Below are 25,163 nucleotides of genomic sequence, written 5' to 3'. Positions count from 1 at the left end.
TTTATTATCTTTGTTCATTCGACCAATGCATTTTGAATCATGAGAGTTTTTTTTGGATTTCTTTTTTTAATCTATGGTATCATCCATCCGCTTCAGTTAGTATCACAACCAACATTGCACGACTGCAAACCTGAAGAACTTTTGATCCAAGTGGAATCTGAACATTACCGCTCCCTAATGAACTTTACACCCAATCCTTTAACAGCCGACTATGATTTGATTTACGCCAGACTGGAATTCTCGATAGATCCTGCAGTTATTTTTTTAGATGCCAAAGCAACATTGCACTTTACGCCAACCGTTGCTTCCATTGACTCCTTGGTATTGGACTTTTCACAAAAACTAAACATTGAAGCGATTCATTTTAGAAACCAGATTGCTTCTTTTCGCTGGCTCGATTCATTTAGTTTGTCCATTCATTTATTAGATGGATTAGACATTATTCATTTGGACAGCATCCAAATAAAATATTCAGGGAGTCCTGATCAAACTGGATTTGGATCTTTTACAAATGGCGTTCACATGGACACACCGGTATTGTGGACCCTGTCCGAACCTTATGGGGCTAGAACCTGGTGGCCTTGTAAGCAGGACCTGACAGACAAACTGGATTCTTTGGATGTTCATATTCAATGTCCAAAATCCTACAGCGCTGTTTCAAATGGCCTTCTTGTCAATCGACAATCAAATGATAGTTCGGCAACTTTCCATTGGCGACACCGGTATCCCATTACCGCTTATTTGGTAGGAATCGCCATCACCAATTACCAGAGTTTTTCTGATTTTGTGATTTTGGAATCTGGAGATTCTTTGGAAATTCAAAATTATGTCTATCCCGAAGCGCTTCCTGAGATTAGGTCTCAGGCACATGATGTTTTAGAAGTAATGCAATTGTTCAACAGACTTTTTGGTGACTATCCATTTGCCAAAGAACAATATGGTCAGGCACAGTTTGGCTGGAGTGGTGGAATCGAGCATCAGACCATGAGTTTTATGATTTCTTTTCCTTATGAATTGGTAGCTCACGAATTGGCACATCAATGGTTTGGCAATAAAGTAACCTGTGCCAGTTGGGAAGACATCTGGCTTAATGAGGGATTTGCGACTTATTTGAGTGGCTTGTGTTATCAATATCTTCGCCCGGAATGGTGGCCGGTATTTTTAAATCAAAGAATGGCAAGGGTTACCAGCGAACCGGGAGGGACACTTAGGGTGGACAATACCTCAGATGTTTCCAGGATTTTTAACAATCGATTGACCTATGCAAAAGCGGCGATGGTGTTGCATCAATTGAGATGGATATTGGGTGACGAAGTTTTTTTTCAGGCCATCAGAAACTATTTGAATGATCCCAATCTCGCTTATGGATATGCATCAACGGCTGATTTGCAACACCATTTCGAAGTGCAGAGCAACAGAGATTTAAATGACTATTTTGATGCTTGGTACAGGAAAGAAGGACATCCATCCTATTATTTGAGATGGATGGATTTGAAAGGAATGGGAGTTATTATTACCCTTGAACAAACCACTTCGCATCCAAGCAATGGATTTTTCAAAATCCCCTTACCCGTCCGTCTTTTTGGTCAAGGAAAGGATAGCATTGTGGTTTTAGAGCAGACCGAAAATGTCAATCAATACCGCATATCTTTTGATTGGGTGGTGGATTCGGTACAGATCGATCCTGAGCGATGGACCATTTCATCCAACAATGAAACATTTAATGTGGTCCCAAGTACCAATAATCCAAATTCCAATTTTAATTTTCTCCTCACAAACCAAGGCAATCAAGTTTTATTTGATGCTGAAAAAATATTGAATCAGTCAAATATTTATATCAAAATGTACAACCATTTTGGTCAGTTGATTTTTCAAAAGAATAGCTTTCCTGCGGATCATAAAATAGAGATGGCTGACTTTCCACCTGGAGTTTATTTTGTGTATTTGGCACAAGATAAGAATTGGCAAATCGAGAAATTTGTGAAACCATAAGATTTATTGGTCCAAAAAAAATGGTTGAATCATTTCATATAGTTTTCTGGTCCCTATTTTTCTATGCTTATTTCTAATGGATTTAATTTGTTTTATGATAATCTCTTCTTCCAAAGTACTTGAAATTCCTTCCCAATTGTTTTGATAATAAGCCTGTCTAGTAATCCCAAACCATCCACATAGCTTGGCTAATCCTATGTGTCCAAAATTATTCTTCATGGTTTCGATGGTTTGGTATTGAGCTTTTTTCTAATTGGAATTTTAAATTCCTTTTCGGCAATATCAACCATTGTTGAAAAAGCAATCGCTTTAAGTTCTGCATCTTTTAATTGTCTTTCCAATTCTACAATTCTCTTTTTCAATTGAAGATTTTCAAATAATTGCTCATCTACTAAATCAGAACTATCCACTTTTTTCTTTTTATGTGGCATATCATGAAAATTTGATACAATATTAGGCCTTTTGATTGTATTTTCTGTATTGTAACCCAATTGTCTCATCCACTTTAATAAGTTACCATGCTCTTGTTTTTGGCCTGTGTACTTCTCCCAAATCTCAGCTTTTGTACATTGTCTAGAAATATACTCCTGGATGATTTTGTGCCTTTCTTCAATACTGTAGTACCTTCCTGGCTTATGATTGATTTTTCTGTCCATTTTTTACTTTTTAGTGTAAACCTATTTCAGGACAAGACACTTCATAGTGAAGTGACATTATGGAGCGGCAATATACAGCGCCCAAAATCTGTCCCAACAGTGAACTTTGCAAAATGAACCAAATAAAGATCAATAGAACCAAGAAAGATGCCGCCTTAGAAAAGGCTGCGTTTTTGTCCACTTTTTGCGCGACAAAAAGTGGAAAAGTTAATTTCTAAAAATTATTTTAGACAGATGTGATTTCCAATAACACCTCACAAATTCTATCCACCATTTGCAAATCCAAAGTAGAGTAAATAGGCAACCTCAGCAATCTTTTCTCAATGGATTCAGCATTTGGACATAAATCCTTATTGTGTGGACCCATAAAAGGACTACGGTGAAGACATAAATAATGACCTGCTGATTGTATTTCATTTTTAGCCAAGACATTTCTGACCTCTTCTCTTCTTTTCAATGTATCAAATAGAATATAGAAAACAGAAGTATTGTAAGATCCCCATTGACACAATTTGGGCAGACATGCATATTTTAAGTTGTTTTGCAAATTGACCATATATCGATCCCAAACATTTTGTCTCATCTTGAAAATTCGTTCTGAATCCTCCAATTGCGCCATCAAAACTGCGGCCTGTAATTCCGTGGCACAATACGAGGAGCCGAGCGATTTCCATTGATAGTCTTTACTTCTTCCCGCCAGAAATTCTTGTCGGTTGGTTCCCTTTTCATAAATCAGCAGAGCAGATTCAATCAGTTCGGAATTATTTATACAAAGCATACCTCCTTCCCCACAACCAATGGGCTTTGTATCGTGAAAGGAGAAACAAGCCATTTGTCCGAAAGTACCAAGGGCCTGTCCTTTGTATTTTGAATCAATTGCGTGTGCGGCATCTTCCACCAGAATGATGTTCTTCTGGCGGGCCAATTCAAGAATAGGATCCAAATCGACGGCCATTCCTCCATAATGTACAGGCACGATGGCACGGGTTCTCTCATTGATCAAGGGCAAAACTGAATCCATATGAATATTGGGATGGTCCTTCATGGAATCTGCAAACCTGATGGTAGCACCGCGAAGGGCAAACGCATTGGCAGTGGAAACAAAGGTGTAAGAAGGAACGATCACCTCATCACCTCTTTGGATGTCCAAAAGTAAGGCACACATTTCGAGCGCTGCTGTGCAAGAGTGGGTCAATATCGCTTTTCGATTTACCAACATTTCAGCAAAGCGCTGTTCACATTTCCGATGCCATAATCCCGGACCTGATAGATTTCCTGACTGAATAACAGACAAAATATTTTCCATTTCTTTGTCTGAGCGATGACGCAACTGAAGAGGTACGATAACGAATAATTTAAACCGCAAGTTAAATGAAATTTTTCTGATTAGCTGAAGGCTATGGAGAGCAGACCAAGTTGATGCTGAAGACTAAGGAGAGAATGATAGTGAAATATTTCATTTCTTTGTCTTAATGTCCGATCGCAAACCACTGAATGAAAGTCTGGGATACACTGTTTTATACTACTTGGGGGTAATGGTGGGTCTTTTTTCGACTTTGTGGGTATATCCCAGAGATCTTGAATTGTATGGTATTTATGGATTCCTGACCAATACTGCCTCTCTTTTTACTCCCTTTATTACCCTGGGTTTTGGAGCGGTGTTGATCAGGTATTTTCCCTACGATAGTCAGGATGGAAAAGGAGGATCCAATGTATTTTCTCTGGTATTGCTGGGTTATTTTATGGGCGCAATTCTTTTTGGATTGACTTTCTTTTTTCTAAAGGACCATTGGTTGGTGTGGCTACCCAATGCAGATCCTGCCATCTCAAATTACTTGTTTTGGCTTTTTCCACTTACCCTTGTTTTTGTTTTTTACGATCTGATTCAAACTTGTTCTGTCAACCATCAACGCATTGCCTTTCCCGCTTTGCTGGTCAATTCCTTTAAGCTTATCTTACCTGTTTTATTTTTATTGGTGGTGCATGACAAATTGGACCATGTCAGCTTTATTGCGCTAGTGATTGGCTATTATGTTGTCATCTCTGCCATATTGTTGGTTTCTATTTACAGGATGAACCCCCAAATGTTTAAAATCAGCTTAAACTTGGGTAAAATAAAACAGTTAAAGCCAATTTTGAGTTTTGCTGCCTTTAATGTGGTGAGCGGTGTATCAGCCATTATGGCACTTAGAATAGATGCATTGATGGTGGCTGCTTTCATGGGGGCGAATTCTGCTGGCTTATTTGTTTTGGCTTTGTTTATGTCGAATGCAGTATTTATTCCTGCCCAGTCCCTGGTGGACTTGTTGAATCCCTCAGTTTCGCTGGCCGCAAAAACCCAGGATCTTTCTCGCCTGAAGAATCTTTACTCAAGATCGGTTATTCTAATGCTGATTCCTACCATATCTTTGAGTTTAATTTTATGGTTTTCTTTTGAGCAACTGGCAGGAATCATGCCGAATACCGATCAAATTTTAAAATTGTATTGGGTCTTGTTTTTTTTATTGCTGGCGCGAATGATGGATGCAGCCACCGGAATCAATCACCATATCATCAATTATTCCAAATACTACCGCATTGAAAGTATTTTATTGCTTCTACTCGCAATCTCCAATATAGCTTTGAATTATTGGCTGATACCAATTTTTGGAATGAAAGGAGCAGCCGCCGGAACATTTATATCCGTGGGTTTGTACAATGCACTCAAATCAATCCTGATTTGGAAAATTTTTAGACTAAATCCCTTCACTTTGGATTTTGTAAAATTGATCGGATTTATTGCAGCAATGGTTTTATTCCTTTTTCTAATTCAAAATCCTCTCTTTGGCTGGGTACAAATTATTTTGAATGGCATTGTTGTTTGTCTGGGATTCCTCTATTTGATTTTATCCACTACTATCTCTCCGGATCTTAAAGACAGATTGCTCCAACTTTTTCAGATTTTAAAACATTGGATTAAATCAAACTAATTTCAATTTTGAAATAATTTGATGGATTTGTTGACTCATTGGATATTTAATTTGTTGATGTCAGCTTGTGTAAAACAATCATTTTTGCAGTCAAGGCTTTGGTCGGGTACTTTATTTTTACAGATTAAATCTTTCATCTTTTGATCTGATTCCAATGCTTGGAGAATTTCTCTTTTTAAGTGTATGAGAATTTTTTTTCTTGGATATGATTTTCGAATGACAATGGAAATTTCACGTGCGGGTTTGGGTATTGCAAACTCCCTCAGATTTTTTTTCTGAGCCCCACTTAAATGGACTGAGGCAAGGTAAGGAATGATTGTAATGCCGTGATTTCTATCCACCAGGTGAATCAAGGTCTCAATGCTTCCAGCTTCATAATTGAGCTTTTGCTTGGAATCTACACTTTTCTTTAATTCACACAGATTGAAAATCTGGTTCCTCAGGCAATGACCTTCTTCCAGTAACCATAAATGATTCGGATCAATATCATCGGGTAAGAGGTATTTTTTTTTGGGAAGATTTTCGTTCTCTGAGGCATAGACATAAAATTCTTCTAAGAACAAATGAATTTCTTTAAGATCAGGATCTTTGAGGGGCGTTGCCAGTAATCCTAAATCTAGCATTCCTTCTTTCAAGGACTGTGTTATTTCACGGGTCGTCATTTCTTTTAGCTGAATCTTTAGTTTCGGAGAGTGTTCTGAGAATTCTTTTAGAAATAATGGTAGTAAATAGGGAGCCAGGGTTGGAATAATGCCAATCCTAAGCTCTCCGCTAATTTCTTCAGCCAGTTCATCGGCACACAACTTCAAATTTGTGAGACCCTGGACAACCAAGGATGCATGTTGTAGAATTTCAATGCCCTCTTTTGTAGGTATGACTCCGCTTCGGTGACGCTCAAAAAGTACTACATTCAACTCATCTTCCAACTTTTTGATCATCATACTAAGGGTTGGTTGGGAGATATTGCACTCCGACGCAGCTTTGACGAAATTCCGGTGTCGATCCAAAGCAAGAATGTATTCCAATTGTTGAATATTCATAATATAGATAATATCTATGCAAATATAGAAAAATATCATAATTATCTATAAAAGATGGGTTGTATTTTTGCATTTGCCACGAAAGAGTCGGTTCAGAAGTACATTACCTGAAATGAATTTGACGGTTGCTTGATTCTTTTATCCACAGAAACAAGGATTTGAGAACTTATCGCCACCGTTCATTTCAAATATTTCTTCCATCAACACAACCCGGGCTTGAGGAGACAGAAGTCCTTGTTAGGTTCAAACACATAGTATGTTTGGCAAGAACTGATGGATTCTGGAAATTGGCCCATAATATTGGTTTTAAAGGTTTTCATAGTATAATGAGTGCTTAGTACAAAAGGTGCGGTGAAGTCTGCACCTTTTGTTTTTGAGGCATTGGCTATTTTCGAAAGATACCCTGTATATCCTTTGCAATTGATATCAGGGAAGAGCAATCCGGCATCCAAGCCAGGGGCTTAAGTTAGATTCATCTTTTGATCGCAGAAATGGAGTATTTACAAGCCCCATTTCAAAGGAAGAATGACCAACGGAATATCTCAAACCAAAAGTACAGTAGATTGATTTTTGCCGTACACTGGGCATCAATCCCTCTGCCATGATGCACCAATTTTCTCTGATTCTCCATTCCCCTGCAGTACTGATTGCGTAATTTCCTTTTTTGTGATCAATGGTGGATTGTACACCGCCTCCCACGCTTAGATTTGCCAGTCTGCCTTTTGTTCGAATCCTCAAAAGGTATAGGATTCTGCCGGGGTTTGTGGTAGGATCCAGGAAATCGGAGGTAAAATAGATGGCTTCAAAACCCCATTTCATTTTGTCAAATTGGATGGGAGGTCTGTATTGAAGCTGAAACAATAAGGGTTGAATGAATTGAGGATTAAATTGGGAGAATGGAGCCAGGCCCAATTGTACATACAGACTTGGCCATAATTCAGCAAGAATGAAATGATTCAATCCCAAAATATTTCTGTATTGAACTCTCTTGTTGGGCTCAGAATTTTTGAAATGCAAAATGAAATATTGTGATTCAAATGCATCTATTTTGTAAATTTTCTGACTTTTCCACATGCCTGAATCAATTCGAATCATTTGATCGAGTTTTACCTTTGGAAAACAGAGGGTATCGTAGTTTTCTGCTGAAAGACAAAGTCTGATCGAATCTTCTGATACAAGCTTTCCGGTAAACCAGTTACCATCAACATGTCCGACTTTTATCCATTCGGTTTGTATTGTATCAGTATGGATGGATTGTTCTATCAATACTTCAGGCCTTTTCTGCAAATAAAACTTGCCTAGTTTGGTTCTGATTTCCGCTACTTCCAGCGCATGAAGCATAAATAGCTGATGCGTACTATCTCCTCTAAAAATGAATCTCACATCATAGGAATCCAACTCCTTGATATAAACCAGAATTTCTTTTCCATCTTTTTTTAAAATAGTATCAGGAATTTCAAAGTGCTCCGTTTTCTGCGCGTGGCTTTCCGGCACAAACAAAATGGTTGTCAATGCGATCAAGAAGGAATTTTTCACTGGTGTGATTTTACATGGTTTTAAATCTCTTAAATTCATTTGTTGGGATTGTATGGGGGATTAGAATTAAAACGTTGTTCCTCTTAATATGTGGATCATGGGTCAGACTCATGAAAGACCAATGATAAAATTGCCTATTTTTACGACCTTAAAGGATATCTCATGTCAAGCATATTTTGGACATTAATTTTAACAGTTTGGCTTTTTCAGCTTCCTGCCCAGGAATCCTGGAGCCTCCAAAAATGTATTTCTCTGGCTTTAAAGGAAAATCTGAATTTACGTCTGTCAAGACTGACCGTTGAAAACAACAAATTGAATTTGACCGAAAGCAAATGGCTTAGGGCTCCGGATTTAAATGCCAATTTGAATACAGGTGTCAGTGTAGGTCGTAACATTGATCCTACCACCAACTTACTGATCAATCAGGACATCCTTTTTGGAAGCGGCGGTTTAAACAGCAGCATTGCTTTGTTTCAAGGATTTTTAATTAAGCACAGCATTAAGCAATCCAGGCAGAATCTGGTGGCGGGTACCGAAGACTACAAACAAGCTGAAAACGATTTGGCTCTCCTTGTGGCAAGCCAATTTCTCAATGTTTTATTGGCGGAAGAAAGAAAACAACTTGCCCTCGAAAATTTGAAAATTCGCCAAAACACTTTGAATCAGGTCAATATATTATTTGAAGCAGGTGCAAGACCAGAGGCCGATGTGTTGGAAGCAAGATCTCAGATTGCCATGGTCCAGCAGACCCTGGTGCAGGCAGACAACGCACTTCAATTGGCCTTTCTAAGTTTGAAACAAAGCATGCGATTACCTGCAGATGCGCCAATGGTATTGGAAAAAATAGAAACAAATCAGGACAAATGGTGGACTGTTGAAAGTTTAGACATGGAAGAATTAATTCAGACATCCAGTGAAAGACTTCCGATGATAAAGTCCGCCCGTATGAGGCTGGAAGCAGCAAAAACCGGAGAGAGAATTGCACGATCCGTTTTTTATCCATCGGTTTTCGGAAGTGTTAGTATTGGTTCAAGGTATTCTGATGCCGCTGCTCTTCCCAAAACTTTTGAATTTGAAACCATAACCATTCCCGGCATATTAATTGATGGAAAATCTGTTGTTTTCCAACAGTTAAATCCTAGGGTGACCAGCACGGAAGTAATCCCTTTTAGCAAGCAATTTGATCAATTCTTAGGCTACAGTTTTGGTCTTGGATTGAACATTCCAATTTTTAACAAAATGCGCAATTGGACCAATGTGAAGAGATCCAAATTGGAAACCCAAAGAAATCAAATCCAACTTGAATTACAGACAGAAAAGTTGAGACAAGACATCACACAGGCTTACACCGCTGCCATGGCTGCTTCGAAAGATTTTGAGGCAGCAAGAGTTTCAGCAGATCTGGCAAACCAATCTTTTAACATGACCCAGAAGAGATTTGAGTTGGGTAGCGCAAGCCTTTTCGAATTGGGTCAGTCACAGAGCAACCGACAAATCACGCAGTTTAACCAGACGATCTCAAAATACGATCTAATCTTTAAAATAGCCGTTTTGGAATTCTATTCGGGCCGCGAATTGAAGTTGTGATTTAACTGGGTTGGTATAAGGCACAATAAGCCCCTCCGGGATCCTGGATGACGGCATAACTTGCTCCGGGGCCGTAGGATCTTGCAGGAGAAATAATTTTACCACCCAGAGCGATGACTTGCTCTAAACTCTCTTCAAGATTTTTTACATTAAAATAGATCAACCAAACCGGTGGCAAATTGCCATTTACACCTTTGGCATGACATATTCCTGTTTTGGTCAATCCATCAACCGGGCTGTTCATACAATAATCTTCATATCCACCCATCTCAATGGCGGTATGACTATAGCCGATTACAGTTGAATAAAAATTTCTAAGTTCATCCGCGTTTGGAACGGTGAGATCTGCCCAATTAAATCCACCTTGTATAAAATGGTTTTCCATTAAAATTGTAAGCTCATTGTGCTTCAGCCACCACCTCCCTGACGGAAGGAAGCATTCTCTTCATCAGACCTTCAATACCAGCTTTTAAAGTAACAGTGCTCGAAGGACATCCACTGCAGGAACCCTGCATATAGACTGTCACCACCCCATCCTGATAGGACTTAAACTCAATATTTCCACCGTCCATTTCTACGGCCGGTTTGACATATTGCTCGATGATTTCTTTGATCCTTGTCACCGTATTTTGGTCTTCTTCATTGTAATCAGCTCCTGAGTTCTGTTTTTCAATCTCCCTTTTGTGTTGTTCAAAATCAGGAGAAACGAAATCTTTATCCGCATTTTCTACAATAAAGCTTCTGATAAATTCTTTTGCCGGAATCATAATCTCATGCCACTCTTCTCCGGGTTTTTTAGTAATGGTCACAAAATTATTTGAGATATAAACGGATTTGACATATTCCAGGCCAAACAAGGCTTCAGCCAACACAGACCAGCCTTTAGCCGCATCGGGATCCTTGAATTCTGCGATGCCCTTATACAGAATTCTGTTGCTCACAAATTTCAGGGACTCAGGATTGGGAGTCTGCTCAGTATAAAGCAAAATCGCTGGTTTGGATTGGATGGTTTCCATATTTTTAAATTATAGATAGTAAACAAAAATATGAACTGTAGGTTTAGGGTACCCAAAAAGTACCAATTTGCCTTAATGATCCAAAACTATTTTATGCAGTCCCAACAGCAAATTTTGAGCTTGCCTTAGGGTTCTGACGTTTTCAGCCACAAGGATCAAATTCTGATGAGATTGTTTTAAACTAAATTGACATGATATTTCGGGAATGCCCATGGATTTCACCAGACTTTGAAAATAAGGACTTTCATAAAAACTGGATTGAGGATTGGAAATAAAATAGGCCTGCAGCTTTTTCCTCTTTAGAACAACTCTTTCGATCCCCATTTGTCGGGCAATCCATCGGGTCCTCAGACCTTCAAACAACTCGTCCACCGACTTTGGTACCGGGCCAAACCGATCGGTCAGCATCGCGGTAAATTGTTTGATTTCATCCTCTCCCATTAGCTTGTCCAATTGTTGGTACAGGGACAATCTTTCTTGGGTTTGACTCACATAATCGTCCGGAATAAACATTTCTGTATCACTGTCAATAATGGTATCCTTGACATATTCCTTTTTACTTTTCAATTCTTCCTGAAACAAATCTCCATATTCATCTTCTTTCAGTTCATCCATGGCTTCTTCCAATATTCTCTGATACGTTTCATATCCTATGTCTGTGATAAAACCGCTTTGCTCCCCTCCAAGTAAATTACCTGCTCCCCTAATGTCCAAATCGCGCATCGATATTTGAAATCCACTTCCCAAATCTGAAAACTCTTCCAGCGTTTTCAAACGTTTTCTCGCTTCTGTGCTCAAGGCAGAGGATGGTGGGGCAAACAAATAGCAATAGGCCTTCCGGTTGGATCTTCCCACACGACCCCTCAACTGATGCAGGTCACTTAAACCAAATTGATGGGCATTGTTGATAATAATGGTATTGGCATTGGGTATATCCAAACCTGTCTCAATGATGTTGGTACTGACCAAAACATCATATTCGTGATCAATAAATTCGACCAGTATTTTTTCCAGGTTTTCTGCTTCCATCTGTCCGTGTGCTACCGCGACGCTGACATCAGGACACAATTGTTGGATCATTTCTTTGATTTCATTTAAATTTTTGACCCTGTTGTGTACAAAAAAGACTTGTCCACCGCGGTAGACTTCATTCATAATGGCATCGCGGACTAAATCATCACTGAAAACCCTGCGCTCTGTATGGATGGGCTGTCGATTGGGTGGGGGAGTATTGATCACACTCAGATCCCTGGCAGCCATAAGTGAGAATTGCAAGGTTCTGGGAATGGGCGTGGCGGTTAACGTCAAAGTATCAACATTGACCTTGAACTTTCTCAGCTTTTCTTTGGATGCCACACCAAATTTTTGTTCTTCATCGATAATCAGTAATCCTAAGTCTTTAAATTCTGTGGATTTACTCAGTAGGCTATGGGTACCTATGATGATGTCCAGCTGACCTGATTTTAACTTTTTAAAAATGGCTGTCTTTTCTTTGGCGGTTCTGAATCTTGAAATATAATCCACATCCAATGGAAATTCTTTGAACCGCTCTTTAAAGGTTCGAAAATGCTGGAGCGCAAGAATCGTAGTTGGGACCAGTACTGCAACTTGCTTACCATCTTGTACGCATTTAAAAGCAGCTCTGATCGCCACTTCAGTTTTACCAAATCCCACATCGCCGCATATCAATCGGTCCATAGGATGTGGTTTTTCCATGTCATTTTTTACATCAATCGTCGCTTTACCCTGATCCGGAGTATCCTCATAAATGAAAGAAGCTTCTAGTTCTGTTTGTAAATAATTGTCTGGTGAAAAGGCATAGCCCTTTGCAGCTTTTCTGGCCGCATAGAGTTTGATCAATTCTCGGGCAATGTCTTTTACTTTCTGTTTGGTTTTCTGTTTGAGTTGCTTCCATTGATCTGATCCCAGTTTGTGCAAGCTGGGTTCTGTCCCTTCTTGACCTACATATTTACTGATCTTATGGAGTGAATGGATGCTTACATATAGAATATCATTGTTCTTGTAAATCAGTCGTACCGCCTCTTGCAATTGACCATTTACATTAATTTTTTCAAGTCCCGCAAACCTTCCTATTCCGTGATCAAGATGGGAAACAAAATCACCGGATTGCAACTCTCTGAGTAATTTAATGCTTGAGGCTTGATCACCAGAAAATTTCTTTCTGGTTTTGCTTGCATGATATCTTGAAAAGATCTGGTGATCCGTAAAACAAACCAGTTTCATTTCATCATCGATGAATCCTTCTCTGATAGAAATCAATACCGGCGTAAATTCAATTTGAGCTTTTAGATCTTCAAATATTTTATAAAATCTTTCAATTTGTTGTGAGGTGTTGGTGCATATATATACCTGGAATTTTTTTTCATTCAGATCCTTTATCAGCTCAATCAACAAATTAAAATTCTTATGAATACTTGGTTGTGGTTTGCATTCTGCATGGATTGTAACGACATCTGCCAAAGTTTGAGGAACTTCTTGGTAATATATTTTGGAGAGGGAATGGAGGCTTTCTAAGAGATCTCCGGGATATACAAAAGCCCTTTGTTGAATAATCTCATTTTTCTCTTCATCATCATAATGGATCATTTTATTGGCAAATTTTTCAGCTTCTTCAAAGCATTTTTGCAATTGATCCTGAAGGAAAAGCGGGTCTTGAAAAAAAACAAGCGTGTCATCTGTCAACAATTCTCCCAGATTGAATTTTCGGATATTTTCAAACTCTAAATTGACATTGGGGACTATGCTGAATTCTCCAATGTTCTTAAGAGAAAGTTGAGATTGGGTGTCAAAAGTGCGAATGCTTTCAATATCAATATCAGTCAGCTCTATTCTGTAAGGGTATTCGCTCGAAAAAGAAAAAATGTCCATGATCCCTCCTCGGATAGAGAACTGTCCAGGTTCATACACAAAGTCAACTCTTTTAAATCCATATTTCACCAGTTGCTCAATCACCAGATCCACATCGGTCTGTTCTCCTTTTTTAAAGCGGAGACTTTTGCGGTGAAATTCTTCTGGCTTTGCAATTTTTTCAAACAATGACTCTGGATAGCTGACGATGATTTTAGCTTGGACTGATGGCAAAGCAGAGATGGTGTCAATTCTTTCTTGGATCTGAAAAAGATCTATGTGATCAAAAACGCCAGGTTTTTTGAAGGAATCTGGAAAAAAGTAAACTTCCTTTTGCTGGCAAAATGCCCTTAGATCATCGACTAGAAATTGAGCCTCCTCCTTTGTATTGCATATAACCAAAAGTTTTTTTTGGTAAGTCTGCATTAGTGAAACAAACAAAATACTGTCCCGTGAACCTACCATGCCGGTGATTCGGATATTTTTCTGATTTTCTGTCAGAACCTTCAGCAGGTTTTTTGCCAAAGGGTCTATGAGAAAATAAGGAGCAAGTGGCTGTTTGTCAGACACAGTGCGCAAAGATAATACCAATCATTTAAAAGAATAGGTAGAGTTGTGGTAAATTAAATCTTGACCAACCCCAGTCTAACCATTTGATTGTATTCCCTAAAACTGATCATTCTTTTTTGATTTTCATCCCATAATTTATGGGAAGCCAATTTAAGACTTTCAATAAATCCAAGCTGGGTGGTAAAGCTTGTAAACCATGGAATTCTGTCAAGGCATTTTTTCAAATGATAGTTGGGAATCGATGGATTTAGATGATGGATGTGATGAATGGCAATATTGCCTGTCAACCAGTTTATGATACCCGGCAATTTATAATAAGTGCTTCCTTTTATTGCTGCATACATAAACTCCCATCTATTTTTCCATTCCTTGTAACCTTCTTCGTGCTGGTGTTGGATATAAAAAAACCAGATGGCAATAATGGAAAAAAGAGAAAGAGTAATAAAATGAATGAACAATACTTTTTGCCATTCAAGTAAAACACAAAGCAAAACAATAAAAGCAGCATGAACAAGGTTGTTGAGATATAAGCTTAAATTGTATTTTTTGAATTCTTTAAGTTGGACCAATGGTAGCCTGTTGTGTATAAAAATGTAGTAGATCGGACCCAATAAAAACATCACAAGTGGTGACCTGTACACTTTGTATTTGAATTGATTAAATTTCGATAACTTGGAAAATTCTTCTACAGTGAGCGTGTCAATATCACCAATGTCCCTCACTTCTAGCATGCCATTGTTCTGGTGGTGGAAATGATGTGATTTTGCCCAATAAAAGTAGGGCACCGAACTCATCAAACTGCAAATATACCCAATGATGTGCCTTGCATTTTTAGAACTGACAAAGGTTTGATGACCACAATCGTGTTGGATGATAAATATTCTCACCAGAAAAAACGAATTCAACACACACAATAACAAACTGGCGATAATGCTGTAATCCCAAAGCACGTAAACGAATGCCCAGATTCCTATAAAAGGTCCAAATGAATTAATGATTTGAATCAAAGCTTTTCTATGGTCAGGAACCTGATATTCTTTAAGCGTTCTGAGTGCTATTTTAACTTTTGATATAAATTCTTGCTTTTCAATACTCATTTTTGAATAAAAATCTAATTGCGGTCGCAAATATACACTTTTATAGCCTCTTCAAAGGAGGCTGTTTATATTTTAACATTATTTTGGGTCAATATCCGCCAGTTTCAATTAATTTCCTGATTTTCAACAATAAAAGAATTTCTAAGGGTCAATCAATTCAGCATCTGTTAGGATAAACATCAGCCGGTTAAGATCTGTGGCGTTCAATTTTAATTTGCCCCTAATTTCAATTTTTTCGGAGCTAAATTGGATACCTTTTACAGATTCTACTTCGATCACTGTTTCGGGTCCGGCTCCTCCACAGAAATAGCAGTTTTTATAGGGATAAGCGGAGAATACAAACTCCTTATGGCTTTTGTAACCATCTGTAGGTATGATATATCCTTTAAGCTGCACCCATTTACCATTTAGCGCTTTTAACTCACTTCCAAAAATTGGGTAGTCCACTTCAAAGCCCAGATTTTCATCCTTTATTTTTTGATAACTTACCTGGCTTAATACCGGCCAGATGTTTTGTGCCATGATTTCCGCGTCCGTGACAAAAAGCAAGAATACAAGGAGGAAAGATTTTTTCAATGACATTCTTTATTTATAATTGAAGTCTATTCCTTTTTGAGGCGAATTCTGCTTCCATTTTTTAAATCTCGGCTAATGGCTGAGTAAGGACCGCTAATCACTTCTTCCTTTTCCATCAGTCCTTGCTTGATTTCTATATAATTTTGATCTTGGATTCCTGTTGTTACTTGCTTTCTGATCACTGTATCTCCGGACTTGACAAAGACTGCCTCTAAATATTTACTTTTGTTTAATTCTATAGTCTGTTGGCTTGGGTCATTGGGAATTCCTTTGGTATCGACTTCTGAAATCTTCTTTTCAGTTTTCTGATTCTCCTCATCCGGATTGAAGGCTCTTACGGATTGAATAGGTACCGACAGCGCATTTTCTACAGTAAAGGTTTTTATCTCAACAGTTGCGGACATTCCGGGTTTGAATGGTGATGAGCCTTTTTCTTTTAATAAATCTCTGTAGGAACTGCTGTCAATTCTAACTTTTACTATAAATTTGGCCACCTGATCATTTGTCAATTGCACTGCTCCTAAATTGGTGGCGCTATTCGAAATTTCTGTGACATAACCAGTAAAATTTTTATTTTTCCAGGCATCCACTTCAATATCGGCTTGATTTCCTTTTTCAATTCTTACGATGTCATTCTCGCTGACTTCAATTTGAACCTCCATGACACTGAGATCTGCAATGCGCATCATTTCTGTGCCTGACATTTGGACCGTCCCTACGACTCTTTCTCCTCTTTCTACACTTAGCTGGGATACAATACCGCTGACAGGAGCTTTTAGAATGGTTCTTCCCAAATTTGTTTTTTGTTCTTTCAACATTGCTTCCGCATCTTTCACACCATAACCTGAGCCCTCTGACTGCCTGATCATAGCCTCTACATTGGCTTCTGCAGAACGCAAATTGGATTCAAGATTTTGGGAATTGGTCTCTGCAGTTTCCAATTCTGCTTTGGAAATCACGCCTTGCTGGTATAATTTTTTGCTGCGCTCTAAAATATTATTTGCATTCTGTAATTGAGATCTTATTTGGTCCCTTTGAGCTTGGGCTGCTTTAATATTGACCATGGTGGCTTTTGCCTGAGACCTGGCTACATTTACTCCTGCGGTAGTGCGTTCAACTGCTGACTCATAGACATCCGGATTAATTCTTGCAAGGATTTGACCCATGGTCACAGAATCACCTTCCTCTACAAAAAGTTCAGTGATCTCTCCTGAAACATCAGATGAGATTTTAATTTCTTTTTCAGGATATATTTTACCACTGGCGGAAACCGTTTCTGTGAGAGTTCTTTTGAATACCTGCTCAATAGTTACTTCAATCCCCTTGGGCCTGGTTTTGGTTTTGTAAAACACCGCAACTAAAAGCATTGCAATAACTATTGCAGCAGACCAGATCCATTTGTTGCGCCACTTACTCATTTTTTATTCAGTTCTGATTTGTGAAAGATATTATTTGGACAGAATTTATTTGATTACATGTTCGCCCTAAGCCTTTGCAAGAATGGTGATGCAAAAATAAATCCTTGTAATTCCTCATCCTGATTGTTGAGTACTTCAGCACTGGTACCGGTCCAGTGCAGCTCTCCATCATGAATAAAAAAGATCTTTTCGCCAATTTGCATTACACTATTCATGTCATGTGTGTTGATAATAGTAATTGTATTTAAATCATGTGTTATGTCTGAAATAAGTTCATCAATGACAATCGATGTCTTTGGATCCAGTCCACTATTGGGTTCATCGCAAAAAAGATATTTTGGATTCAAAACAATGGCTCGTGCGATTCCAACTCTTTTTTGCATTCCTCCGGATAACTCAGAAGGGTATTTCTTATTTTGCCCTTCAAGATTGACTCTTTCTAAACAATAATTGACCCTCTTTTCTTTTTCTTTCGAAGTCTGTTTGGTAAACATATCCATGGGAAATCGTATGTTTTCTTCCACAGTCATCGAATCAAACAGGGCAGAACCCTGAAATAGCATTCCAATCTGCATTCTGAGTTCTCTTTTCTCTTGTTTCGACAAGGAATAAAACTCTACTTGGTCATAATACACCCGTCCTGAAGATGGTTCGATAAGACCAATTAGAATTTTTAACAACACTGTCTTACCTGCACCGGATCGGCCAATGATCAAATTCGTTTTTCCGCGTTCAAACAGACAATTTACATCATTGAGCACCTGATGATCGCCAAAGCTTTTGAATATATTTTCAGCCCGGATCATGAGGTCATTAACATGGCTATTAAATAATCCGAAAGTAAAATTAATATATTTGAAAACACAACAGCCTGTGTACTTGCATGTCCCAATTCGATACTTCCTCCTTTTACAAAATATCCCTGATAACAAGATACAGTCGTTAATAAAAAGGAAAATACGACCGATTTTACAAACATAACGGTTACATTATAGGGTTCAAAAAATGATCTGAGACCCTGAATATATTCTTCATTGCTAAACAATCCCATGGGTACACTCGCCAGATATCCACCGACAATGCTGATCCCTGCAGCCAAACAAACCAACATCGGAATCACTGTAACAGCGGCTATAATTTTCGGTTGAATTAAAAATGCGGCGGTATTTACGCCCATAATTTCCATGGCATCGATGTGTTCTTTTTGACGCATTCCTCCAAGCTCCGATGCAAGGCTTGATCCGACTTTACCCGCAAGGACCATGCAGGAAAATGTAGGAGCTAGTTCAATAATGGTCATATCTCTCACAATATAACCAATGTAAAACCTGGGTATCAGCGTACCTTCCATTTGATAAGAAAACTGCACAGCTGTTACCGCACCAATAAAAATAGCAATTAACCCTACGATGATGATTGACCCTATACCAATGACTTCCATTTGTCGCAAAGTCTCTTTCCAATACATTCGTAAGTTTTCAGGTTTTTTCCAAACCTGACCCAACCAAATGACATAACTACCAAAGTGATGTAAAATTCTCATTGCTGCCGCAAATTTAGACGAAATAAAGCACAATTAAGGTGTATTTCGACCAATTTATCTATGGGCATCACAGCCAGGTTTCATCCGTATTGGATACAGATATTTTTTGGTTCTGTGAAAAACTTCATGGCCTCCCATCCGCCTTCCCGCCCAACACCACTTTGATTCATGCCTCCAAAGGGTGTGCGCAAATCTCTGTTTAACCAGCAATTGATCCATACAATTCCGGTATTCAAATGCGAAGCCAGCCGATGCGCTCTACTCAAATCGCTTGTCCATAGAGTCGATGCCAATCCATATTCACTGGCATTGGCGAGCTCCAGGGCCTCATGTTCAGTTTCAAACTTTTGCAGGGTAATCACCGGTCCAAATATTTCTTCCTGATTTGTCTTACAATCTGGACCAAGGCCCTCAAAAATGGTGGGCAAAACAAAAAAACCCTCTTTACAACGTCCCTCTGGTATATAGCGCTTGCCGCCTGTTAGACAATTACCTCCTTCCTCTTTGGCAAGATGGATGTATTTGAGAACTTTGTTCATGTGCTCCTCAGAAATCACTGAACCAAACTGGACTCCATCTTCCAAAGGATCTCCAATCCTAAGACTCTCAGCTTTTTTAACCAAATCAATTTTAAATTTTTCATAAATGCCGGATTGTACCAGAATCCTGGACCCACAAAGACAAATTTGGCCCTGGTTGGAAAAGGATAATCTGGACACCTCACTGAGTGTTTTGGAGTAATCACAATCGTTGAAAACCAAACAAGGATTTTTTCCACCGAGTTCAAGACTTATTTTCTTGAACATGGGTCCGGCGATCTTGCTGATGAGCTTCCCGGTATTTGTTCCTCCTGTAAAACTAATTGCCTTAATGGATGGATGTCTCACGATTGATTCACCCACCTCAGGCCCCAAGCCGTGTAGAATATTGAGCACGCCATCCGGCAATCCGGCTTCTTTACAAATCTCACCCAACATAAAAGCAGTGCTTGGACTTAGTTCCGAAGGTTTTGCTACAACGCAATTGCCCGCTGCCAAAGCCGGGGCTATCTTCCAACTAAATAAATAGAGCGGCAAATTCCAGGGAGAAATGCATCCAACAATTCCGATGGGCTGTCTGAGGGTATAGTTGATGCTTCCTGGCATGGCGTGACTTTCCGAGGAAAACTGCATGGCAGCAGTGGCAAAAAATCTAAAATTGCTCGCTGCCCTTGGGATTTCGATATTGCTTGAAAGACTGAGAGGTTTACCGGTGTCGTTGGTTTCTGCAATGGCTAATTCCTCATTCTTTTCAATGATTAGGTCTGATATCCGTTGAAGTATTCTAAACCTTTCTTCCGGTTTTGTCTGAGACCAGCTTGGAAAAGCGGCTGCAGACGCCTCGACTGCTTTTTCTACATCTTCTGCCGAACTCCTGGCAATTTTGCCTATCTTATGTCCAGTCGCAGGATTCAATAAATCAAAATTCTTCCCATCCAAGGAATCAACATAGTGCCCAGATATAAAATTTTTGATTTGCTTCATTTTTGGTCTACATATGGTTTGGAATGAAGACAACAAAAATAGACTAATTCCTATTTAATCCAACATTAATAATCAAATAATTGATTTGTAATGATCTATAAATATATTTAATTAGAATGTATAATTGAATAGAGAAATGGTGTGTTGCATTATTTGATGACTAGTCCATCCCAAAACCATTGATACGAAAGTTTATTCGATAGGGTCCCCTCAAAATATTTAGCCAATTATTAAACTTCAAAACCCTATTTTTATTCTAATGAGGTGAGTTTGAGGATTTTCACCAAGATAATTACATTCATTAACCAATTTCCATAGCAATGGCATCTTTCATTCCGGTTTTGGACTTGCATCTGTTTAAATCATCCAATCCATTGGATAAACAAAAATTTGTTGATGGGATTGGACAAGCCTTTCGGGAAATAGGTTTTGTTTGTATTAAGAATCATGGAATTGATAAAGATCTCGTTTCCAGATTTTATACATGTGCCAGGGAGTTTTTTAGTTTACCTCTGGAAGTTAAATTGAAATACGAAATTCCAGGATTGGCTGGTCAGAGGGGATATACTTCCTTTGGTAAGGAGCACGCAAAACATTCCAGGGTAGCTGATTTAAAGGAATTTTACCAGATTGGCCAAACAGTCAGGGGCGATGACAGCATTAAATCTGAATATCCTGATAATGTGATGACAGATGCTTTACCTCAATTTACTGAGATAGGAAATCAGCTTTTCCGCTCTTTTGAAGATTCTGGGTCGATTTTACTGGAGGCAATAGCCCTGCATTTGGACTTGACTTTTGATTACTTTCATTCTAAAATTTGGAATGGCAACAGTATCCTCAGAGCAATTCATTATCCTCCCATTATTCAGGAACCTGAAACAGCCATTCGGTCCGAACAACACGAAGACATCAACTTGATTACCCTATTGGTGGGAGCCAGTGCTGGCGGACTTCAGGTATTGACCATGAACGGTGAATGGATTGAAGCCATGCCTGGTGAGGATGAAATTGTTGTGAATGTCGGAGATATGCTACAAAGATTAACCAACAATGTATTAAAATCTACGACACATCGGGTGGTTAATCCACCCAAAGAACAGTGGCATGTACCCAGACTCTCCATTCCCTTTTTCCTTCATCCCAGAAGCTCTATGGATTTGAGTTGTTTGCCAAATTGTGTGTCAAATGAAAATCCATTGCATTATGATCCAATTACCGCTGGTGATTATTTGGATGAAAGATTAAGAGAAATTGGTTTAAAGAAATAGTAACTTTGCAAAATTAAATTTAATAGTCATGAATCTATTATTTATTGGTAATCTTGGCGGTTGGGAAATCGTTGCAGTGGTTTTTGTGGTTTTGTTGTTGTTTGGTGGCAAAAAAATTCCGGAGTTAATGAAAGGACTTGGTGCAGGCATCAGAGAATTTAACAATGCCAAAAATGCGATTAATACGGAAATTAAAGAAGGCATGCGTGAGGCAGAGCGCAGCAAACCCTCTGATTCCAATAGCTGATTGGTTATAGTTTATGGTCAATCCAAATAGTGTATTGCGCGTGCTCTGCATGTTCTGCTTGCTGATGAGTACTTCTTTGGTCTGGAGTCAAAAGATTGGTCATTTAAATTCCAGAACTTTATTGGACAGTCTGAAAGAGACAAAGGACATTTCCATTGAACTGGCCAATTATGAAAAGGCCTTGTCGGAAACAGGTGAAAAAATGGTGATCAAATTTCAATCCAATCTAGAGTTGTATCGCAAGGAGGTCGCATCAGGTAATCTCACGCCTGTTAAACAAAAGCAAATGGAAAGTGAGTTGGAAGTTGAGCAGGACGCGATTGGAAAATACCAGCAAAGTGCAAGAGAATCTCTTGAAAAACGCAAGACCGATTTATTAAGTCCACTTTTGTCAAAAATTGACAAAGCCATTGATGAGGTAGCATTGGAAGGGGCTTTCAGTATGATTTTTGACAGCTCTGTATCTATGTTGTTTGTTGATCTCTCTTTTGATGTCTCAGCCCTGGTCCTCAGCAAGCTCAACCAATCCAAATAATCTGAAGTCAAGCTGGACTCAACTTTTTATCTTTATTCGTCATGCAGTTGTTTTAAAATTCAATCTATCTATGGAAGAGGCCTATATCGTTTCTTATGGAAGGTCCATTTTTGCAAAAGCCAAAAAAGGTAGTTTTAAGAACTTTAGATCGGATGACCTTGCAGTGGATATCATTCGTCAATTGGTGGCTAAGACCCAGGGACTTCAGGCTGAGATGGTCGATGACCTACTCGTTGGTTGTGCCAATCCAGAGGGTGAACAGGGCCTACAGATTGGAAGACAAATAGCACTAAGGGCATTGGGACAAAGTGTACCTGGTATGACCATAAACAGGTATTGTGCTTCAGGTCTGGAAACCATATCCATTGCCACCGCAAAAATAAGAGCCGGAATGGGACATTGTTATATTGCGGGTGGCGTAGAGAACATGAGCCAAATCCCAATGGAGGGTTATAAATTGGCTTTAAATTATACTGTAGCAGATTCGCATCCTGAATATCTGATTGGTATGGGATTAACCGCTGAGGCTGTCGCAAAAAAGTATAAGGTGAGCAGGCTGGATCAGGATCAATTTTCTGTAAGGTCTCATCAATTGGCCAATAAAGCATTGACAACAGGTCGCTTTAAAGACGAGATATTCCCAGTTGAAGTGCATGATGTGCTTCTTCAGAATGGGAAGAGGAAGGAAATTTCTTTTTCCGCAGATACAGATGAAGGCATCAGACCTGACACAAACCTGGAAGTATTAAGTACATTGAAGCCGGTATTTGCTCAAAATGGATCTGTTACTGCTGGAAATTCCTCTCAAACTACAGATGGTGCTGCATTTGTGGTTGTTATGTCAGACAGCCTTGTGAAAAGTTTGGGGATTAAACCCCTTGCACGAATGATGAGTTGTTCGCTGGCTGGGGTGGATCCTCTCTATATGGGAATAGGTCCATGTACCGCCATTCCAAAAGCACTGCAATACGCAGGACTAAACCTGAATCAGATTGAATTGGTCGAATTAAATGAAGCCTTTGCAGCCCAGGCTTTGGCGGTGATCCGGGAAGCCCAATTAGATCCGGACATGGTTAATGTCAATGGCGGAGCCATTGCCTTGGGTCATCCTTTGGGTTGCAGTGGTGCAAGATTGAGCATGACCCTCATTAGAGAACTTAAAAGCCAAAACAAGAAATTTGGAATAGCGACCGCTTGCGTAGGAGGGGGTCAGGGTATAGCTGCTGTCTTCGAAGCTTTTTAAAAAATGCAATGCATTGCATTTCGTACATTCTATGCTTCAATTAGTATCATTAAACCTATTTATAATCCGGGTACATTTGAGTAGTTCTTTTTCATCTACCTTTAGATAGGTACCATAGTGTTTATCTTCAACGGGATTTTCCATAGAGAGGGAGGAGTGAAAAGTTTTTATCGTGGAGTTTTTAATCATTTGCTCCAAATCATTGGATCGGATTTTACCTCCTGCAATAATTTCAATTTTATCTCCACAGTATTCTTGAAAAGCAAGCAATTGTTCTAAACCATCCACCGCTCTTTTTTTGCCTCCGGCACTTAGAACCCTATCTACCTGTAAACTCAACAGCTCATCGAGCGCTTTAAATGGTTCAGCCACGGAATCTATGGCCTTGTGAAAACAAATCCTTGTTCCAAGACTTTCATCAATAAGGCGTCTCATAAAATCCAGGTCTAGCTCGGATTGATCATTTAATGCAGCAACCACAAGACAGTCAATATTCAGGGAAATTATTGTTTTGACCTGAATGAGCATCAGTTTTTTTTCTTCCTGGTTATAATGGAAATTCCCGGGTCGGGGCCTGATTAATACGGCTATTTCTCCTTTGAAATTTTCCCTGCACATCCCCACAAAATCAAAATCAGGAGTTAAACCTCCTAATTCAAGACCTGCGCACAATTCAATTTGTGCAATGTCGTATTGACGGGCTAGTTCCAGATCAGACAGATGACCAATACATAACTCAAGCTTTTTCATCTGGAGCCCGATCATTACATCTTGAAGGGGGTCGTTATCGACTTACTTCGAATTTTCAAATTTACGGGAAACCTCGTCCCAATTGATCACCTCAAAAAAACCATTGAGATAATCAGCCCTCCTGTTTTGGTAGAGAAGATAGTAGGCATGCTCCCAGACATCTACTCCCAATATAGGGGTTCCACCACATCCTGTCCCTGGCATGATTGGATTATCTTGATTAGGAGTAGAACAAATTTCGAGACGTCCTCCTGGATGGACGCAAAGCCAGGCCCATCCTGATCCAAACCGGGTCATGGCAGCCTGATTAAACTTCTCCTTGAAGGTCTCAAAACTTCCAAAGCTGGATTGAATGGCAGAATCCAATCCTGCAGAAGGCTTACTGCCATTGGCTGGTGCCATGATTTCCCAAAACAAACAATGGTTGTAGTAACCGCCACCATTGTTTCTTAGAGGCATATTGGACATATCCATTCCTTTTAGTAGATCTTCAATGCCCATATTTTCCATTGCAGTCCCTTGAATTGCAGCGTTTAAATTATTGGTGTATGCGGCGTGATGTTTTCCGTGGTGGATTTCCATCGTCCTCTGATCAATATATGGTTCAAGAGATTGTACCGGATATGGTAAATTAGGTAATGTAAATGGCATTGTCTGGCTTTTTGAATGAAAAATAAATGCTTGATTTGCTCACTCGCAAAGATAACAGGCTGCAAGACTCGTTGT

The 25,163-nt window shown here is 39.2% G+C and carries 23 protein-coding genes; 7 read left to right on the top strand and 16 right to left on the bottom strand.

The features are described from left to right. Positions 1–39: 39 nt before the first annotated feature. The gene (locus tag IPM48_01445; protein MBK9270236.1) at positions 40–1,992 is read left to right on the top strand and encodes a T9SS type A sorting domain-containing protein; all 1,953 of its coding nucleotides are present in this window, start codon (positions 40–42) and stop codon (positions 1,990–1,992) included. Positions 1,993–1,995: 3 nt separating this feature from the next. Here IPM48_01445 and IPM48_01440 read toward each other — a convergent pair whose 3' ends face one another. The 3 genes from IPM48_01440 to rffA all read right to left on the bottom strand — a co-directional run bounded on the left by IPM48_01440 (position 1,996) and on the right by rffA (position 4,014). Next, positions 1,996–2,211, bottom strand: a complete 216-nt coding sequence (locus tag IPM48_01440) for a hypothetical protein (GenBank protein MBK9270235.1) — start codon at positions 2,209–2,211, stop codon at positions 1,996–1,998. Continuing rightward, positions 2,208–2,648 carry a hypothetical protein gene (locus IPM48_01435; GenBank protein MBK9270234.1) on the bottom strand — a complete coding sequence of 147 codons (441 nt, stop codon included), beginning with the start codon at positions 2,646–2,648 and terminating at the stop codon, positions 2,208–2,210. The genes IPM48_01440 and IPM48_01435 overlap by 4 nt, the downstream gene beginning before the upstream one ends. 226 nt (positions 2,649–2,874) lie before the next feature. After that, complete coding sequence (gene rffA, locus IPM48_01430; protein MBK9270233.1) at positions 2,875–4,014, bottom strand: dTDP-4-amino-4,6-dideoxygalactose transaminase; 1,140 nt, start codon at positions 4,012–4,014, stop codon at positions 2,875–2,877. Positions 4,015–4,120: 106 nt separating this feature from the next. On the opposite strand from rffA, the gene IPM48_01425 reads away from it, so the two are divergent. Then, positions 4,121–5,617, top strand: coding sequence for a polysaccharide biosynthesis C-terminal domain-containing protein (locus IPM48_01425; GenBank protein ID MBK9270232.1), 1,497 nt, complete (start codon positions 4,121–4,123; stop codon positions 5,615–5,617). A gap of 35 nt (positions 5,618–5,652) precedes the next feature. Here IPM48_01425 and IPM48_01420 read toward each other — a convergent pair whose 3' ends face one another. Together IPM48_01420 and IPM48_01415 are read right to left on the bottom strand one after the other, a co-directional pair. Further along, positions 5,653–6,657, bottom strand: coding sequence for a LysR family transcriptional regulator (locus IPM48_01420; protein ID MBK9270231.1), 1,005 nt, complete (start codon positions 6,655–6,657; stop codon positions 5,653–5,655). A 426-nt stretch (positions 6,658–7,083) separates the two neighbouring features. Next, positions 7,084–8,232, bottom strand: coding sequence for a hypothetical protein (locus IPM48_01415; GenBank protein ID MBK9270230.1), 1,149 nt, complete (start codon positions 8,230–8,232; stop codon positions 7,084–7,086). Positions 8,233–8,355: 123 nt separating this feature from the next. Between IPM48_01415 and IPM48_01410 the strand changes: the two genes are divergently transcribed. Beyond that, positions 8,356–9,780 (top strand): TolC family protein, encoded by a 1,425-nt coding sequence (locus IPM48_01410; protein MBK9270229.1) that lies wholly within the window; start codon positions 8,356–8,358, stop codon positions 9,778–9,780. Position 9,781: 1 nt separating this feature from the next. Here IPM48_01410 and IPM48_01405 read toward each other — a convergent pair whose 3' ends face one another. The 9 genes from IPM48_01405 to IPM48_01365 form a co-directional block, all read right to left on the bottom strand. Further along, positions 9,782–10,165: a VOC family protein gene (locus IPM48_01405; GenBank protein ID MBK9270228.1), complete on the bottom strand. Its 384-nt coding sequence runs from the start codon at positions 10,163–10,165 to the stop codon at positions 9,782–9,784. Between the two features lie 13 nt (positions 10,166–10,178). Further along, on the bottom strand, positions 10,179–10,796 hold the full coding sequence (locus IPM48_01400; protein MBK9270227.1) for a NifU family protein: 618 nt from the start codon (positions 10,794–10,796) through the stop codon (positions 10,179–10,181). A 72-nt stretch (positions 10,797–10,868) separates the two neighbouring features. Next, entirely contained in the window at positions 10,869–14,129 is a 3,261-nt protein-coding gene (mfd, locus tag IPM48_01395; protein MBK9270226.1) for a transcription-repair coupling factor, read from the bottom strand. 158 nt (positions 14,130–14,287) lie between these two features. Next, positions 14,288–15,331, bottom strand: coding sequence for a fatty acid desaturase (locus IPM48_01390; protein ID MBK9270225.1), 1,044 nt, complete (start codon positions 15,329–15,331; stop codon positions 14,288–14,290). Between the two features lie 141 nt (positions 15,332–15,472). Next, complete coding sequence (locus IPM48_01385) at positions 15,473–15,913, bottom strand: hypothetical protein (GenBank protein ID MBK9270224.1); 441 nt, start codon at positions 15,911–15,913, stop codon at positions 15,473–15,475. Between the two features lie 20 nt (positions 15,914–15,933). Next, positions 15,934–17,325, bottom strand: a complete 1,392-nt coding sequence (locus IPM48_01380) for an efflux RND transporter periplasmic adaptor subunit (protein ID MBK9270223.1) — start codon at positions 17,323–17,325, stop codon at positions 15,934–15,936. A 53-nt stretch (positions 17,326–17,378) separates the two neighbouring features. After that, entirely contained in the window at positions 17,379–18,131 is a 753-nt protein-coding gene (locus IPM48_01375; protein MBK9270222.1) for an ATP-binding cassette domain-containing protein, read from the bottom strand. After that, the gene (locus tag IPM48_01370) at positions 18,128–18,868 is read right to left on the bottom strand and encodes an ABC transporter permease (GenBank protein ID MBK9270221.1); all 741 of its coding nucleotides are present in this window, start codon (positions 18,866–18,868) and stop codon (positions 18,128–18,130) included. The genes IPM48_01375 and IPM48_01370 overlap by 4 nt, the downstream gene beginning before the upstream one ends. Positions 18,869–18,948: 80 nt before the next feature. Beyond that, positions 18,949–20,391, bottom strand: a complete 1,443-nt coding sequence (locus IPM48_01365) for an aldehyde dehydrogenase (GenBank protein ID MBK9270220.1) — start codon at positions 20,389–20,391, stop codon at positions 18,949–18,951. 320 nt (positions 20,392–20,711) lie between these two features. Here IPM48_01365 and IPM48_01360 point away from each other — a divergent pair, with 320 nt between their 5' ends. The 4 genes from IPM48_01360 to IPM48_01345 all read left to right on the top strand — a co-directional run bounded on the left by IPM48_01360 (position 20,712) and on the right by IPM48_01345 (position 23,687). Then, the gene (locus tag IPM48_01360; GenBank protein ID MBK9270219.1) at positions 20,712–21,662 is read left to right on the top strand and encodes an isopenicillin N synthase family oxygenase; all 951 of its coding nucleotides are present in this window, start codon (positions 20,712–20,714) and stop codon (positions 21,660–21,662) included. A gap of 28 nt (positions 21,663–21,690) precedes the next feature. Continuing rightward, a complete protein-coding gene (locus tag IPM48_01355; protein MBK9270218.1) occupies positions 21,691–21,909 on the top strand; it encodes a twin-arginine translocase TatA/TatE family subunit in 219 nt (72 codons plus the stop codon). A gap of 13 nt (positions 21,910–21,922) precedes the next feature. Then, the gene (locus IPM48_01350; GenBank protein ID MBK9270217.1) at positions 21,923–22,444 is read left to right on the top strand and encodes an OmpH family outer membrane protein; all 522 of its coding nucleotides are present in this window, start codon (positions 21,923–21,925) and stop codon (positions 22,442–22,444) included. A 70-nt stretch (positions 22,445–22,514) separates the two neighbouring features. Then, the gene (locus tag IPM48_01345; protein MBK9270216.1) at positions 22,515–23,687 is read left to right on the top strand and encodes a thiolase family protein; all 1,173 of its coding nucleotides are present in this window, start codon (positions 22,515–22,517) and stop codon (positions 23,685–23,687) included. Positions 23,688–23,723: 36 nt separating this feature from the next. Here IPM48_01345 and IPM48_01340 read toward each other — a convergent pair whose 3' ends face one another. Both IPM48_01340 and IPM48_01335 read right to left on the bottom strand, forming a co-directional pair. Next, positions 23,724–24,437 carry a hypothetical protein gene (locus IPM48_01340; protein MBK9270215.1) on the bottom strand — a complete coding sequence of 238 codons (714 nt, stop codon included), beginning with the start codon at positions 24,435–24,437 and terminating at the stop codon, positions 23,724–23,726. 42 nt (positions 24,438–24,479) lie between these two features. After that, on the bottom strand, positions 24,480–25,088 hold the full coding sequence (locus IPM48_01335) for a superoxide dismutase (protein ID MBK9270214.1): 609 nt from the start codon (positions 25,086–25,088) through the stop codon (positions 24,480–24,482). Between the last annotated feature and the right edge of the window lie 75 nt (positions 25,089–25,163).

This window comes from Saprospiraceae bacterium, from assembly GCA_016715965.1.
GTDB lineage: Bacteria > Bacteroidota > Bacteroidia > Chitinophagales > Saprospiraceae > Vicinibacter.
Note: the sequence above shows the minus strand (reverse complement) of the source record. Positions and strands in the feature narration are given on the sequence as shown.

Bases quoted from the DNA above. Each gene is read 5' to 3' on its own strand.
- IPM48_01445 (MBK9270236.1), top strand. From the start codon at position 40: ATGAGAGTTTTTTTTGGATTTCTTTTTTTAATCTATGGTATCATCCAT.
- IPM48_01440 (MBK9270235.1), bottom strand. From the start codon at position 2,211: ATGAAGAATAATTTTGGACACATAGGATTAGCCAAGCTATGTGGATGG.
- IPM48_01435 (MBK9270234.1), bottom strand. From the start codon at position 2,648: ATGGACAGAAAAATCAATCATAAGCCAGGAAGGTACTACAGTATTGAA.
- IPM48_01425 (MBK9270232.1), top strand. From the start codon at position 4,121: ATGTCCGATCGCAAACCACTGAATGAAAGTCTGGGATACACTGTTTTA.
- IPM48_01420 (MBK9270231.1), bottom strand. From the start codon at position 6,657: ATGAATATTCAACAATTGGAATACATTCTTGCTTTGGATCGACACCGG.
- IPM48_01415 (MBK9270230.1), bottom strand. From the start codon at position 8,232: ATGAATTTAAGAGATTTAAAACCATGTAAAATCACACCAGTGAAAAAT.
- IPM48_01410 (MBK9270229.1), top strand. From the start codon at position 8,356: ATGTCAAGCATATTTTGGACATTAATTTTAACAGTTTGGCTTTTTCAG.
- IPM48_01405 (MBK9270228.1), bottom strand. From the start codon at position 10,165: ATGGAAAACCATTTTATACAAGGTGGATTTAATTGGGCAGATCTCACC.
- IPM48_01400 (MBK9270227.1), bottom strand. From the start codon at position 10,796: ATGGAAACCATCCAATCCAAACCAGCGATTTTGCTTTATACTGAGCAG.
- mfd (MBK9270226.1), bottom strand. From the start codon at position 14,129: ATGGTAGGTTCACGGGACAGTATTTTGTTTGTTTCACTAATGCAGACT.
- IPM48_01390 (MBK9270225.1), bottom strand. From the start codon at position 15,331: ATGAGTATTGAAAAGCAAGAATTTATATCAAAAGTTAAAATAGCACTC.
- IPM48_01385 (MBK9270224.1), bottom strand. From the start codon at position 15,913: ATGTCATTGAAAAAATCTTTCCTCCTTGTATTCTTGCTTTTTGTCACG.
- IPM48_01380 (MBK9270223.1), bottom strand. From the start codon at position 17,325: ATGAGTAAGTGGCGCAACAAATGGATCTGGTCTGCTGCAATAGTTATT.
- IPM48_01375 (MBK9270222.1), bottom strand. From the start codon at position 18,131: ATGATCCGGGCTGAAAATATATTCAAAAGCTTTGGCGATCATCAGGTG.
- IPM48_01370 (MBK9270221.1), bottom strand. From the start codon at position 18,868: ATGAGAATTTTACATCACTTTGGTAGTTATGTCATTTGGTTGGGTCAG.
- IPM48_01365 (MBK9270220.1), bottom strand. From the start codon at position 20,391: ATGAAGCAAATCAAAAATTTTATATCTGGGCACTATGTTGATTCCTTG.
- IPM48_01360 (MBK9270219.1), top strand. From the start codon at position 20,712: ATGGCATCTTTCATTCCGGTTTTGGACTTGCATCTGTTTAAATCATCC.
- IPM48_01355 (MBK9270218.1), top strand. From the start codon at position 21,691: ATGAATCTATTATTTATTGGTAATCTTGGCGGTTGGGAAATCGTTGCA.
- IPM48_01350 (MBK9270217.1), top strand. From the start codon at position 21,923: ATGGTCAATCCAAATAGTGTATTGCGCGTGCTCTGCATGTTCTGCTTG.
- IPM48_01345 (MBK9270216.1), top strand. From the start codon at position 22,515: ATGGAAGAGGCCTATATCGTTTCTTATGGAAGGTCCATTTTTGCAAAA.
- IPM48_01340 (MBK9270215.1), bottom strand. From the start codon at position 24,437: ATGAAAAAGCTTGAGTTATGTATTGGTCATCTGTCTGATCTGGAACTA.
- IPM48_01335 (MBK9270214.1), bottom strand. From the start codon at position 25,088: ATGCCATTTACATTACCTAATTTACCATATCCGGTACAATCTCTTGAA.